12 protein-coding genes are annotated in these 13,087 nt (G+C 36.2%); 6 read left to right on the top strand and 6 right to left on the bottom strand.

The annotated features are described in order from the left end of the window. Positions 1 to 2: 2 nt before the first annotated feature. The 3 genes from A1D25_RS03345 to A1D25_RS03335 are packed head-to-tail and all read right to left on the bottom strand — an operon-like array spanning position 3 to position 3,848. Positions 3 to 2,477, bottom strand: a complete 2,475-nt coding sequence (locus A1D25_RS03345) for a fimbria/pilus outer membrane usher protein (protein ID WP_157394286.1) — start codon at positions 2,475 to 2,477, stop codon at positions 3 to 5. Between the two features lie 21 nt (positions 2,478 to 2,498). Further along, positions 2,499 to 3,200, bottom strand: a complete 702-nt coding sequence (locus A1D25_RS03340; RefSeq protein WP_157394285.1) for a fimbrial biogenesis chaperone — start codon at positions 3,198 to 3,200, stop codon at positions 2,499 to 2,501. A gap of 60 nt (positions 3,201 to 3,260) precedes the next feature. Then, on the bottom strand, positions 3,261 to 3,848 hold the full coding sequence (locus A1D25_RS03335; RefSeq protein WP_157394284.1) for a fimbrial protein: 588 nt from the start codon (positions 3,846 to 3,848) through the stop codon (positions 3,261 to 3,263). A gap of 240 nt (positions 3,849 to 4,088) precedes the next feature. Between A1D25_RS03335 and A1D25_RS03330 the strand changes: the two genes are divergently transcribed. Continuing rightward, positions 4,089 to 5,267: an ATP-grasp domain-containing protein gene (locus A1D25_RS03330; RefSeq protein WP_157394283.1), complete on the top strand. Its 1,179-nt coding sequence runs from the start codon at positions 4,089 to 4,091 to the stop codon at positions 5,265 to 5,267. Positions 5,268 to 5,276: 9 nt separating this feature from the next. Beyond that, on the top strand, positions 5,277 to 6,029 hold the full coding sequence (locus A1D25_RS03325; protein ID WP_157394282.1) for an esterase family protein: 753 nt from the start codon (positions 5,277 to 5,279) through the stop codon (positions 6,027 to 6,029). Positions 6,030 to 6,115: 86 nt separating this feature from the next. On the opposite strand, the gene A1D25_RS03320 is transcribed toward A1D25_RS03325, so the two are convergent. The 3 genes from A1D25_RS03320 to mnmG are packed head-to-tail and all read right to left on the bottom strand — an operon-like array spanning position 6,116 to position 9,465. After that, positions 6,116 to 6,931 (bottom strand): alpha/beta hydrolase, encoded by an 816-nt coding sequence (locus A1D25_RS03320; protein ID WP_157394281.1) that lies wholly within the window; start codon positions 6,929 to 6,931, stop codon positions 6,116 to 6,118. A 20-nt stretch (positions 6,932 to 6,951) separates the two neighbouring features. Next, on the bottom strand, positions 6,952 to 7,563 hold the full coding sequence (rsmG, locus tag A1D25_RS03315) for a 16S rRNA (guanine(527)-N(7))-methyltransferase RsmG (protein WP_157394280.1): 612 nt from the start codon (positions 7,561 to 7,563) through the stop codon (positions 6,952 to 6,954). Positions 7,564 to 7,575: 12 nt separating this feature from the next. Next, the gene (gene mnmG, locus A1D25_RS03310) at positions 7,576 to 9,465 is read right to left on the bottom strand and encodes a tRNA uridine-5-carboxymethylaminomethyl(34) synthesis enzyme MnmG (RefSeq protein WP_157394279.1); all 1,890 of its coding nucleotides are present in this window, start codon (positions 9,463 to 9,465) and stop codon (positions 7,576 to 7,578) included. 643 nt (positions 9,466 to 10,108) lie between these two features. On the opposite strand from mnmG, the gene A1D25_RS03300 reads away from it, so the two are divergent. The 4 genes from A1D25_RS03300 (at position 10,109) to A1D25_RS03285 (ending at position 12,970) form a co-directional block, all read left to right on the top strand. Beyond that, positions 10,109 to 10,384, top strand: a complete 276-nt coding sequence (locus A1D25_RS03300) for a hypothetical protein (RefSeq protein ID WP_157394277.1) — start codon at positions 10,109 to 10,111, stop codon at positions 10,382 to 10,384. A 31-nt stretch (positions 10,385 to 10,415) separates the two neighbouring features. Then, positions 10,416 to 11,063: a tetratricopeptide repeat protein gene (locus A1D25_RS03295; RefSeq protein ID WP_157394276.1), complete on the top strand. Its 648-nt coding sequence runs from the start codon at positions 10,416 to 10,418 to the stop codon at positions 11,061 to 11,063. 80 nt (positions 11,064 to 11,143) lie between these two features. Continuing rightward, positions 11,144 to 12,028 carry a hypothetical protein gene (locus tag A1D25_RS03290; RefSeq protein ID WP_157394275.1) on the top strand — a complete coding sequence of 295 codons (885 nt, stop codon included), beginning with the start codon at positions 11,144 to 11,146 and terminating at the stop codon, positions 12,026 to 12,028. Between the two features lie 147 nt (positions 12,029 to 12,175). Continuing rightward, a complete protein-coding gene (locus tag A1D25_RS03285) occupies positions 12,176 to 12,970 on the top strand; it encodes a tetratricopeptide repeat protein (RefSeq protein ID WP_157394274.1) in 795 nt (264 codons plus the stop codon). The last annotated feature ends 117 nt before the right edge of the window (positions 12,971 to 13,087 follow it).

Raw genomic sequence — 13,087 nt, 5'->3', positions numbered from 1 at the left:
CCTTATTCCTTGGTTTTGCATTGTACTGCGATTGCATCGTCTGAGTTAGGATCAATCTGATAATTGAAGTGGCATCGTTCTGTTTCACTGTTACCCCAAATAACTGTTAATGTTCCAGAGTTATCAATCCCACGAACAAATACTCGCCCACCTTGAACAACATAACCGATCAACTGGTTTTGTTTGTCAAAGACTTCAGCAGCTAATGGTGGTGGTGTTCCATCTGTTTTTACTACATCAAATAGGATATTTTTGCCTGTTTTTGTATTGAATTTAACCAACGAAATACTATTCGCTCGTGGAATAATCTCTTGTCCTGTTGCTTCAATTTCTACATCAGCAGGAATATTATTGGGGTCAATACCAATATAATTTGTCTGATAAGGTGAAACATAAGGAACAATTCCATTACCAAACCAATCAAGATTAGCAGCATTACCATTATTTATCTTCGCACCTGTTGCTCCTTTAGCAGAAATAATAGCGAAAGTATCGCTTAAATCATTGCTTAAAGTAACACCTTCTGGATGCGCTACTAAGGCACCAGATACCGCAAAATTCGTTTGTTTAGTTTGCTTGGATTGCCCCATTCCAAGATTAAATTTAGCAAATGATGCCTTATAACCAGAATTGATAGAATAGTAGTTGCTATCACTAGATTTATTGGCATTAATACCATAGGTAAATTGATTATCTTCTCCCAATGAACCATTGAGAGAGGTATAACTCGTATATCCTTGTTGCGTTTTATTATAGGCTGCATATACCGTAGGGCTATTCAAACTTGCCCCAAAGGTAAAGAAAATATTAGCGTAGAATTGTTTATCTTGAATGGCTAAATTGCCATCTTTAATTTGTGAATAGCCTAGCTGATACTGAATTCCTTTAAATGAGTTACCATAACTAAATTGGTATTCCTTAACGGGCTTGTTTAAATTCCAATAAACATTACGGATTGCCGAGACAGATATGCCACCGAAAGCCGAGCCTAGTGATTGGTTTAAAGAAAGGCTAACACGCTGTTTTAAGCGGTGAGATTGTTCAAATTTTTTACTATTTCTATTGATATCTAAGACTTGGGCTAGTGAGTAATTATTTTCTGACAAAGACTTGTAATATGATGCGGAAAAATAACTTCCCCAACGGTTAAGATTCAAACTATATCCTACATTTACACCATAGTGCTTATTTGATTGTTTTAAATAAGGAAATTTATTACGGGTATAGTTTATATTGGCAGAAAAAGCCCCCAATGGTGTATCAAATGCTGCCCCAATTAAGCCTGATAAATAGTTTCTACTCCCCATTCCACCTAAATTTAGGGTAACCCCATTGGCTAAACCGTACTGTAATTCAGCTTGTACAATGTTTTCGTTAAAGACTTTAGTTTGCTCACGATAACGACCACCTGAGAATCGGTAATAAAGTTGTCCTGCTCGTACTAAACGAATTGCATTAGAAAAAGGTACAGAGAAAGTTCGTGTTTGTCCGTTTGATTCAATAATTTCAACGTCTAATTTTCCTGAATAACCCACAGGATAAAGGTCATCAATACTAAATGCACCTGCGGGGACGGAAATTTCATAAATAATATGATTATCTTGACGTACGATAATTCTTGCAGGGTTATTCACTACACCTTGAATACGAGGGGCATACCCTCGCAAGGAATAGGGTAACATTCTTTCATCATTTTCGATCTGAATCCCTCGAATGCTAAAGTTTTCAAAAAAGTGACCGCTTGTATAAAGATCACCTAGGGTTAAACGCCCATTGATTGCATCAATATCACGTTGTAAATAGGTATATTGATATTGGTAGGGGAACCCTTTTTGTTCTTGCCAACTTTTTGAGCCACGATGACGTAACGACCACAGTCCTAAATTTGCACCAGAATGAAGGCTAAGGTATGAATTTTTGCTAGAGCGATCACCAAATTTATGAATGTAGTGATTTGCATCATAACGAATAAATAGTGCGGGAACGCCAGATTGCCAAAGGCTAGGATCAATATAACCACGTGGTCTTTTTTTTACTAAAATTTGTGGGATCTCAATATTTAACGCTAAAGTAGCTACATCAAACTGTATTTTAGCTTCAGGAATAGCATTTATAATGCTTATGCAATCGTGATCTGATACAGATTGCTTAATGGCATCACTTTGTAACGATAAAACGGATAATAAATTGGGTGTTAAACACAATCCTTTTAAAGGATTATCGCTATCTTCAATAACTTTAATGACTGTATTGCCGTGTTTAGTTCCATTTACAAAAATATCAGCCGTATATTCGCCAGTTGGAATAGGATTTCCAAAACGGTATTTAGCGACATCGGCAGTCGGTTGCCCTGCAACCGTGCCAAGAAAACGCTCATCAAATTCAAATTCGTCTGCATTAGCAATAGTAGCCCCAAATAGTGCGAGACTACAAAAATAGGCAACTTTGTGGTATTTGAAGGGCTGTTTTACCGTCATAGCTATAAAAGGTTTAAATTATTATTTTGAAATACCGTTTGTTTCGCCACCATAGTCATTGATAACAGACCATTCAATCTGACCTGTTGAGACAGTTTGGTTAAAATTAAATGTTTTGGTCGAAAATGGTGCAACCATATCCGCATCTCGAGTAGCTACTGATTTGTTACCTTGTTTTACTGCCACTTTACTATAAGTAATAAAATACGGTGTTGGGTTATTTACCGTAATTTGTTTACCACTTATCTTCCAACCGACTTTGTGATAAGCATCTTCTACGGGATAAGGCAAATTCGCAGGGCGGAAGAAAAACTTCAAGCGACTACGAACTGAAAATTGCAAATAATTGGGATTTTTTTCAAGTGACTCTTTACTTGGCTTAGGTGGAATATCTAAGACATTAAAAAAGAATAAGGTTTCACGATCTTTTGCTAACGACTCACCTGTATAGCTAATGCGTAAGGTTTGTTGCTTTTGTGGATCAACACGAGAAACGGGCGGTGTAATAACAAAAGGAAGTTTTAATTTATTTGGATCAGCTTTTTCATCGCCATTGTCGATCCAAGACTGAACTAAGGAAGGAAGACTACCTTTATTCGTTAATTGTACGCTAATATTTTTTTGATCACTCGGATAAATAACTCGAGTGCCTAATATCACAATATTGGCTTGAGAAGTAAAAGTAACTCCAGCCAATACAATCCCTGCTAGCCATTTAAACATCTTTACATTTCCTTTATAAAGTTACCCCCAGCGTAAAGCTGGGGCTGATATGACAAAGTACTATTTATAAATAACAGTAAACGGCAGAACTGCACTAACAATACCTGGTCTTACATTCCCTTCATCTCCTTTTGCATATTCAACAGAGAAATTAAAACTAAACTCACCTTTATCTAGTACTTTTGGTTGTACAGAGACACCGTTAGATAATACATTTAATTCACCTTGAGTAACTTTCAAATAAACATTTGATTCTGTCCCAGTTGGCTCTGTTCCTACTTGATTTTTCAGTAATCCATTTTCAAGAGTATTTTCTGCCGCATCAAATCTTATAGAAACAGATTTACTAGCAAGGTTATTTTCATCAAAGAATGGAGAGCAACCATTTAAATCTATTGAAAAGTCTGTTTTTTTAGAATCTGTCTCTAATTCATTAGCCCAAACAGTAGGTAAAGTAACTTTTTTATAGGCATCTTTAATTATACAAGTTGGGTTTACAATTTCACCTCTAAAAGAATATTGCCCTTTAGCCCCTTCAATTACAACACCGTTACCAATAGGATCTTCTGCAACAATTTCTGTTTCATTAGCAAGGGTAGAACCAGTAAATAAAGAAGCAATGCTTAAAGCAACTAATAATTTTTTCATAGAATTAATCCTCTAAAAAGAATAAATGTGACAGGTAGGATAGTAGCCATCGTAAACAAATAACGGCTAAGTATAAAAATTATACCACAGAATACAATTTACACAATATTACACAACAAAATAAAACTGACAAATCAAAATAATTATAGTCCAAAATATTTATTAATAAAGTCTTACAATAAAGCGAAATTAGATTAAAATTTATCACAATTATTTTTCATTTTTATTATAAGGAAACATATGCCTAGAAAACTCAACTTTGTGATGATTTCGCCACATTTCCCTGCGAACTTTGAAACTTTTGCAGTGAGATTAAGGGAGAATGGATTTAATACTTTAGGGATTGCCGATACGCCCTATGAGCAGTTAAGTGAAGGGTTACGCAATTCATTAACGGAGTATTATCGTGTGGATAATATGGAAGATTATGAGCAAGTCTATCGTGCGGTAGGTTATTTTGCTCATAAATATGGGCGAATCGATCGTATCGAATCTCATAACGAGCATTGGCTAGAGCTTGATGCTAAATTACGTACCGATTTCAATGTCTTTGGTTATAAAACGGAAGATATGTTGGCAATCAAAACAAAATCACAAATGAAGGAAGTTTTCCGTAAAGCGGGTTTAAAAGTTGCTCAAGGACGTGTTTTTAAAAATGATGAAGATGCTCTTAAGTTAGTTAAGCAACTCAAATATCCTGTCATCATTAAACCAAACTCAGGTGTTGGAGCTAGTGATACTTATAAAGTAAAGAACAGTCAAGATTTAGCTGATTTCTTCAACAATAAAAATCCGAACGTAGAATATATTATGGAAGAATTTATCGAAGGCGATATTGTTACCTTTGATGGTTTAACCGATCACGAAGGTAACATAGTTTTCTACTCTGGGCTTGAATACTCCGAAGTTGTGATTGATATTGTATCTGAAGATCGTGATATTTATTTTTACGTTCCTCGTGAAATTCCGCAAGATCTGATTACTTTAGGTAAAAAATGTGTGGAAGCATTTAAAGTAAGAGAGCGTTTTTTCCATTTTGAATTTTTCCGTGTTAAAGGTTCAAATGAATTGATGCCACTTGAAATTAACTGCCGCCCACCAGGTGGATTAACCATTGATATGTGGAACTATGCCAATGATTTTGATGTGTTTAGAGAATATTCAAATATTGTTAAAGAGAATAAGTTCTATACTGAAATTACGCATCCTTGGAATGTGGTTTATATTGCACGTAAAGCCAATAAAAATTACGTTAATTCTATTCAAGATGTTTGTGAGAAATATGCAAGCAATATTATTAGCGTTCAAAGTGTACCTGGTATTTTCGCCAAAATTATGGGCGAACAAGGCATATTGGCAAAAACCGCAAGCATTGATGAAATGCACGAGATTGCTCACTTTGCTCAACAAAAACAATAAGGAATAACTATGTATTTTGAAAAAAGAAGTCATTGGAGTGGTGAGCTCGGTAGAGAAATGCACTTTAATGTTTATGGACACTCAGGCAAACCCGTTATTGTTTTTCCATCATCAGGTGGAAACCAAAATGAATATGGCAATTTTGGAATGATTGATGCTTGTCGTTCATTTATTGAGAGAGGGCTAATAAAATTTTATACCCCCGATTCGTTTGATAGTGAATCTTGGTTAGCAGAATGGAAATCAGGGCAGGATATGGCTCAAGCTCATAATGCTTATGATCGCTATATTATCAATGAATTAGTGCCGCTTATTCGTTATGAATCCAACTTGAGCGGTACGATGATAGCAACAGGTTGTAGTATGGGCGGGTTTCATACGATTAACTTTGCATTACGCCACCCAGATTTATTTGATGTCGCTATTGCACTCAGTGGTGTATATGATGCTCGTTTCTTTACTCACGAATTTAATGGTAATCCAACAGTTTATTTCAATTCTCCTATTGATTATCTTTGGAACCAACAGGATAACTGGTTTTTAGATCGTTATCGTCAAAATCACTATATTGTTGCCGTAGGGCAAGGTGCTTGGGAAGAACAACATATTGAAGATACCAAACGCTTAGAATACGCCTTTAAAGCAAAAGGTATTGACGGTTGGTTTGACTTTTGGGGAAAAGATGTTGATCACGATTGGCCTTGGTGGCGAGTTCAAATGCCTTATTTCTTAGGTAAGTTAGAAGAGCAAGGAATTATTTAACTTAATATATCATCTTGTAAAATTAAGCTATAACCGGTCATTTTATAAAATATTGCAAATTTTCAAGGAAAAATGACCGCTTATTTTTAATTATCCACTAATGAAAACCGCAGAAAATCCACAAAATGATCTGCCCAGTGCATTTCGTGGTGGATTTCATTCGCCATTATGCGTAAGCGAATATGATCAAGTGGATGTCCTGTACGCAATAGTGCTTGATAATAATGCAAGGTACAATCAATGTAGCCTTGGTTCATATTTGAAATAAAATGGGAATCCACTTCATCGCCTTCATTTGTCCCAACTTGAATAAAAACTTTACTCCCTTTGGCTAGTGAATGATGATGAATAAATTGCAGAAAAGCAGGTTCACTAAACCAAGATGCTAAAGAAAACACCCCAAGATGTCCGAAAATATGTGGATATGCTGCTCCCATATAAGCGGTAATAATACCGCCCATTGAGCTACCTGCAAGTAAGGTTTGTTCACGCTCTGGTAGAGTACGATAATGCTGATCAACAAAAGGTTTAACCGTTTCAACCACCCATCTTGCATAATCCATTCCTTTTCCGCCAGCATTAGCAACAAAGCCTTTTCCTACATCCGTTTTCCAAGGCCCATATTCATCAAGACGATCAACGCCTGCATTATCAATTCCAACAATAATTAGCCTCGGTAATTCGTGCGTATTTTTAATTGTTGGAATAATTTTCCAAGAATGCCCTGAATAAGACTCTTTGCTATAAAACACATTTTGCCCATCGTGCATATATAACACTGGATAACGTTGCCACTGCTCGTGGTGATAATCTTTCGGTAGCAATACTCGAATTCGTCTATGATGCTGATAATAAGGCACATAAAGAAAATGCTCTTGCATTTCAAGATAATGATGTTGCATAACTACTTAACCGTTGTAATTTACTTTTTTAATACAATTAAATGACGCTCTCCAACAAGCTCTGGCACTTGTAATGGAATAACCTCTAACAATTCAATCGGACGTGTAATTTGCTCAATTTCTTCGCTTTGATAAATCCCTTTTAACGCATAAAAACGCCCATTTTGATTAGGTAGATGGTAACACCAGTCCACCATATCATTTAATGAAGCAAAAGCTCGACTAAGTACGCCATCAAATTGCGTTTCTTGAAATTCTTCCACACGACTAAGCACAGGTTCAACATTGGTTAATTTCAGCTCACGAATGGCATTTTTAATAAAAGTAATACGTTTTCCTAAACTATCTAACAGCACAAATTGTTTATCTGGATTAGCTATCGCAAGGGGAATACCCGGCAACCCCGGCCCTGTTCCAACATCAATAAAATGCGATCCTTGCAGATGCTTACTTACCACAAGACTATCCAAAATATGTTTAATCAACATTTCGTTCGGATCACGCACCGATGTTAAATTATAGGCTTTATTCCATTTATCTAATAATTTAACAAAATCAATAACTTGCTGTTTTTGTTCAGGGCTTAGTTGAATATCCGCTTGAGCTAACAAGCGGTCTAATTTTGCTAACATTTTACAAATTCCTTACTCACCACGTTTCAACATACCTTGTTTTTTCAAGGCGACTAATAAAATTGAAATCGCAGCAGGAGTAATACCTGAAATACGGCTTGCTTGCCCGATTGAAACTGGGCGATGTTGGGTTAATTTCGCACGCACTTCATTTGATAAACTTTCCACTTTATCATAATCAAATTCCGCAGGAATAAGTGTATTTTCGTGGCGTTTATGACGTTCAATTTCCTGATATTGATGTTCAATATAACCTTGATATTTAATTGCAATTTCCACTTGCTCTGCTGCTTGTTTATCTTCAATAGCAGGAGCAAAAGGCTCAATTTGAGTTAATTTTTCATAGGTTACTTCTGGACGGCGTAATAAATCTTCACCACTGGCTTCTCGTGCTAATGGACTACTGAGTAAACGATTAACTTCATCAAGGTTTACGCTCTGTAAATGCACCCAAATCTGTTTTAAACGCTCACGCTCTTTCTCAATATTATCCATTTTCTGATTGAAACGAGCCCAACGAGCTTCATCAATTAGCCCCATTTGGTAAGCAATTGGCGTTAGACGAATATCGGCATTATCTTCACGCAATAATAAGCGGTATTCCGCACGAGAAGTAAATACTCGATAAGGCTCTTTTGTCCCTAAAGTACAGAGATCATCAACTAATACCCCTGTGTAAGCTTGATCACGAGTAGGGAACCAAGGCTCTTTTCCTTGCACTTGTAACCCTGCGTTAATCCCTGCTAATAAGCCTTGAGCCCCAGCTTCTTCATAACCTGTTGTACCGTTTATTTGCCCTGCAAAAAATAAACCATCAATGGCTTTGGTTTCTAAGGTTGGTTTTAAATCTCTCGGATCAAAGTAATCATACTCAATTGCATAGCCCGGTTTTAAAATACGCGTTTTTTCTAAGCCTTTCATCGAATTAACAATGCCCATTTGCACATCAAAAGGCAAACTTGTTGAAATACCATTAGGATAAACTTCAATAGTGGTTAAACCTTCAGGTTCTAAATAAATCTGGTGGCTATTACGATCACTAAAACGCATCACTTTATCTTCAATAGAAGGGCAATAACGTGGGCCAATCCCTTCAATAATTCCAGTGTACATCGGACTACGATCTAAACTATTGCGGATCAAATCGTGAGTTTGCTCGTTTGTGTGAGTGATATAACAAGGAATTTGGCGAGGGTGTTGTTCAACCGATCCCATAAAAGAAAATACAGGTAATACATCATCACCGTGTTGTTGTGCTAACACTGAAAAATCAATGGTTCTGGCATCTAAACGAGGGGGTGTCCCTGTTTTTAAGCGATCCACACGCAAATTCAGATCACGCAAACGATCAGCCAACATAGTCGCTGCAGGATCGCCTGCTCGACCGCCTGCATAATTATCTAAACCAATATGGATCTTACCGGCTAAGAAAGTACCTGCCGTTAAAATAACGGCTTTCGCTTTAAAGGTTAAACCCATTTTAGTCACTGCACCAACAGCTCGATTATTTTCCACTAAAATATCCACGACTTCCTGTTGGAAAATATCTAAATTAGCTTGGTTTTCTAATGCAGTGCGTACCGCTTGACGATATAGCACACGGTCCGCTTGAGCACGCGTTGCACGAACTGCAGGGCCTTTACTACTATTTAACGTTCTAAATTGAATACCTGCGTGATCCGTTGCCGTAGCCATTAAACCACCCATTGCATCAATCTCTTTGACTAAATGCCCTTTACCAATTCCTCCAATAGCAGGATTACAAGACATTTGTCCTAGTGTATCGACATTATGGGTTAATAATAACGTTTTTAGCCCCATTCGAGCAGGAGCAAGTGCCGCTTCCGTACCAGCGTGCCCACCACCAACCACAATCACATCATATATTTCACGATAAATCATATAAACCTTTAATACATTCAAAAATCAAAACGATCTATTGTACCTGAAAAAAGAAGATCCTAGAAAAGCTATTTTGAAGATCGGTTCAGGATAGTTGCGATCTATATAAATAAGATCTTTATATAGAGATCTTTATTATTATTTTTATTAGATAACCTCAATTTTTAGGATAAGTCTAAAATAAAGAGTAAAAACAATAAGTTAAAATGGATCTAAAACTGTATAAAATGATCAAAAAACGAGGATCTTTGTTGTGAATAAGATCATTACTTATCCACAGATCATTTTTTACGATCACTTATCCTTGAATAGATCTCAACTTAATGACAGTTTTATTATAAGTTATCCACAGGGGGATTTTGGCGTAATTCAGCGAAAAGTTGCAAAAGCTAAGAGTAATCTTACCGCTTATGTTTTCAATAACGGCCCTTCATCAAGCAAAACTACATTTTTACCTCAAAAGCCTAAAACAGCGATATAACGCTTATTCAACACGCCTCTTTATTTTTGACATTTTTCTCATCTTTCTTCTTTTACCTATCTTAAAAGGCTCAAAAATTCCAATGAGTATACTCATTGTTAGCTTTCCTTTACAGGAAAGCTAACACTATCTTGCTAAACATAAACTATTTTGGAGTACGGTATGATCGATAAATATACGCTAGAACGTAAAGAGCATATCAAAGATATTTGGCGTGAAAAACTTTACCCACAGTTATCTCAACTTGATTTTTTAGATAAAGACTTACTAATAAAGGTTAGGCTTAAATTTTTAAACGATTTACCCGACGAGTTTGAGAAATTACAGCATATCTATTCATTAATGAACGATATCCAAGCCATTCTAAATGGTCGAGCTGATTTAGCTGAACAGCCCACCATTGAAGCCAATCTATATGCCATTTTAGCTATTCAATAACATTTTTACCCAATTTTATAAGGAAGAAAAAATGAAAAAATTTAAAACATTATTTGTCACCACCCTTCTTGCCACCGCTACGTCAAGCTTGGTTTACGCCAACACCCCTGAACAACAGTTTCAACAAGGGATTGAGGCTTATAAAAAACAAGATTATCATCAAGCAGTGAAATGGTATCAAAAAGCCGCAGAACAAGGGAATGCAAAGGCTCAATTTTATTTAGGGTATATGTATTCCACTGGACAAGGCGTCAAACAAGATTATCATCAAGCAGTGAAATGGTATCAAAAAGCTGCTGAACAAGGGAATGCAAATGCTCAATATAATTTAGGGGTGATGTATGCCGACGGACAAGGCGTCAAACAAGATTATCATCAAGCTGTGAAATGGTATCAAAAAGCCGCAGAACAAGGGGTTGCGGTGGCTCAATCTAATTTAGGGGTGATGTATGACAACGGACACGGCGTCAAACAAGATTATCATCAAGCAGTGAAATGGTATCAACAAGCTGCTGAACAAGGGAATGCAAATGCTCAATCTAATTTAGGGGTGATGTATGCCAATGGACGAGGCGTTAGACAAGATAAAAGTAAAGCAAAAGATTATTTTGGGCTAGCTTGTGATAATGGTGAGCAAGTTGGATGTGACAATTATCGTATATTGAATAGCGGGAGATAGTAATGATAAATAAAAAGAATTGTTGCTATCTTATTTATGTGCTATTGGGTCTTGCCCTTTTGATTTTTTCGATAAGTTTTTTGATAAAAATCCACGAAGTCAAACGTTTATGGGACATTAGTCTTTGGGTGTTTGCCCTATTTGGGGTGTTAATCACGGCTGGTACAGCTGTGCCCGTTATTGCGGCAATATTTACTTATCAATCCTTTATAAAAGAGAGTGAAAATGCACAAAAAAACTTAGATAAACTTAATAAACAGCAGGTGCAGTTAGAGCAGAAAATAGATGCGTCTTTACCAAATTTAAAGCAGAAATTTGATAGCGTAGCAGTTTTATTACAACATAATGATATGAAAAAGTGGGCTTATGAATGGTCGAGAAAGGATAAGGAACTCACCCAACAGGAGCGAGATGAAAGGTTTAATTGTATAGATTTTTTATATTCTCAGCTTTACGATTGTTCTATTTATCAACTTATTGTCCTAAAACAGCACGAAATTGAGCAATTTGAAGGCGAAATTGCCCAAAATGAAGCCCAATATGGCGAAGTGCGGTTATGTGATTATGAAATGCGGTTAGACAGTCTAAATCAAGAGTTGGCGGAGCTTTATCACATCGCTTCACTCAGCGATAAGGATTTTAAACCGCTCTATTTGCAACAGTTAATTTATATTTGGGCAATTTTAGCGGATAGAAAAGAAGCTGTGCAACAAACAGCAGAGCAAGAAAAAGCAGGCGAAGAAGCTAAAGAAACCAAAGAACAATATCTCACCGAACAGATGAAAGCCATTTTACTACGTTTTATTCAATGCAATGAAAATAATGTGGCACATATTCAAGTAAATGAAAAAGTCGGTAAAAGATTAATTGAATTTGCTAAAACTCATTTATCTCTACAAGAAATAGAAAAATGGATTAATCCTTATAAATCATCGGACATCAAATTTTCTAACATCATCAAGTAAGTTGAAAAGTAAGGTTATTTATAAAAATAACGAAGCAAATACGCTTAATTAAATTTATGGTTAAAACAAGCGGTCAATTCTTCGCAAAGATTTGCAAATAGCAAAAATCTGTGAAAAATTAACCGAACTTTTATATAAGGATAAACAATGAAAAAATTTTTGTTCTTTTTAAGTTTTCTTGCACCTTTTGCATTGGCAGAAAACTTGGCATTTCTGACTATTCCTCAACTTACTGAAAAAGCTGAACAGGGCAATCCAATGGCACAAACGATACTGGGGACAGCTTATCATTTCGGGCAAACTAAAGATTATCTTGAAAAAGATTATTCAAAAGCCTTGCATTGGTATAAAAAAGCAGCGCAACAAAATGAGCCAATCGCCCTTTATCAACTCGGAGTGATGCACGAGTTTGGGCGTGGCGTGGAAAAAGATGGAAAAGAAGCCTTTAAGTGGTATTTAAAAAGTGCAGAGCTGGGGGAGCGAGATGCACAAAGCAGAGTGGCATTTGCTTACTACAAAGGTGAATGGGTAGCAAAAGATGATAAACAAGCCTTCTATTGGTTTAAGAAAGTTACCGAACAAGGTTTGTATTACGATATGTTAGGCATTTTTTATTTTCACGGTATTGGAACAGAACGCAATGATGAAAAAGCCTTTGAGAATTTTATTAAGGCTTATCAACAGCAACCCAAAAAGGCAAGTTTGCAGGAACAATTAGGCATAATGTATGAATTTGGCTTAGGCACAAACGAAGATGTTCATCGAGCATTTGATTTTTATCGCCAAGCCGCAGAACAAGGCAAAGCGTATTCGCAATATCGCCTCGCTTATTTTTATGAGATGGGTAAAGTGGCAAGCCCAAATAAAGAAATGGCATTAGCCTATTACCAATTAGCTTGTAAAAACGGTGAACAGAAGGCGTGTGAGACTATGGGAAAATAAATTGGTAAATTTTTACTAAGAATTAACCGCTATTTGAATGTTTTTTCTTTGTTTTGCTCTGTTTTTCATCAAGCGGTCAGTTTTTCCAATTTTTTTGCAATTTTTCTGAAAAAAGTA

The sequence above is a fragment of the Ursidibacter arcticus genome (genome assembly GCF_009761375.1).
GTDB classification, from domain to species: Bacteria; Pseudomonadota; Gammaproteobacteria; order Enterobacterales; family Pasteurellaceae; genus Ursidibacter; species Ursidibacter arcticus.
The sequence above is the reverse complement of the archived record's forward strand: the minus strand, read 5'-3'. Positions and strand labels throughout refer to the sequence as shown.

Bases quoted from the DNA above. Each gene is read 5' to 3' on its own strand.
- A1D25_RS03345 (WP_157394286.1), bottom strand. From the start codon at position 2,477: ATGACGGTAAAACAGCCCTTCAAATACCACAAAGTTGCCTATTTTTGT.
- A1D25_RS03340 (WP_157394285.1), bottom strand. From the start codon at position 3,200: ATGTTTAAATGGCTAGCAGGGATTGTATTGGCTGGAGTTACTTTTACT.
- A1D25_RS03335 (WP_157394284.1), bottom strand. From the start codon at position 3,848: ATGAAAAAATTATTAGTTGCTTTAAGCATTGCTTCTTTATTTACTGGT.
- A1D25_RS03330 (WP_157394283.1), top strand. From the start codon at position 4,089: ATGCCTAGAAAACTCAACTTTGTGATGATTTCGCCACATTTCCCTGCG.
- A1D25_RS03325 (WP_157394282.1), top strand. From the start codon at position 5,277: ATGTATTTTGAAAAAAGAAGTCATTGGAGTGGTGAGCTCGGTAGAGAA.
- A1D25_RS03320 (WP_157394281.1), bottom strand. From the start codon at position 6,931: ATGCAACATCATTATCTTGAAATGCAAGAGCATTTTCTTTATGTGCCT.
- rsmG (WP_157394280.1), bottom strand. From the start codon at position 7,563: ATGTTAGCAAAATTAGACCGCTTGTTAGCTCAAGCGGATATTCAACTA.
- mnmG (WP_157394279.1), bottom strand. From the start codon at position 9,465: ATGATTTATCGTGAAATATATGATGTGATTGTGGTTGGTGGTGGGCAC.
- A1D25_RS03300 (WP_157394277.1), top strand. From the start codon at position 10,109: ATGATCGATAAATATACGCTAGAACGTAAAGAGCATATCAAAGATATT.
- A1D25_RS03295 (WP_157394276.1), top strand. From the start codon at position 10,416: ATGAAAAAATTTAAAACATTATTTGTCACCACCCTTCTTGCCACCGCT.
- A1D25_RS03285 (WP_157394274.1), top strand. From the start codon at position 12,176: ATGAAAAAATTTTTGTTCTTTTTAAGTTTTCTTGCACCTTTTGCATTG.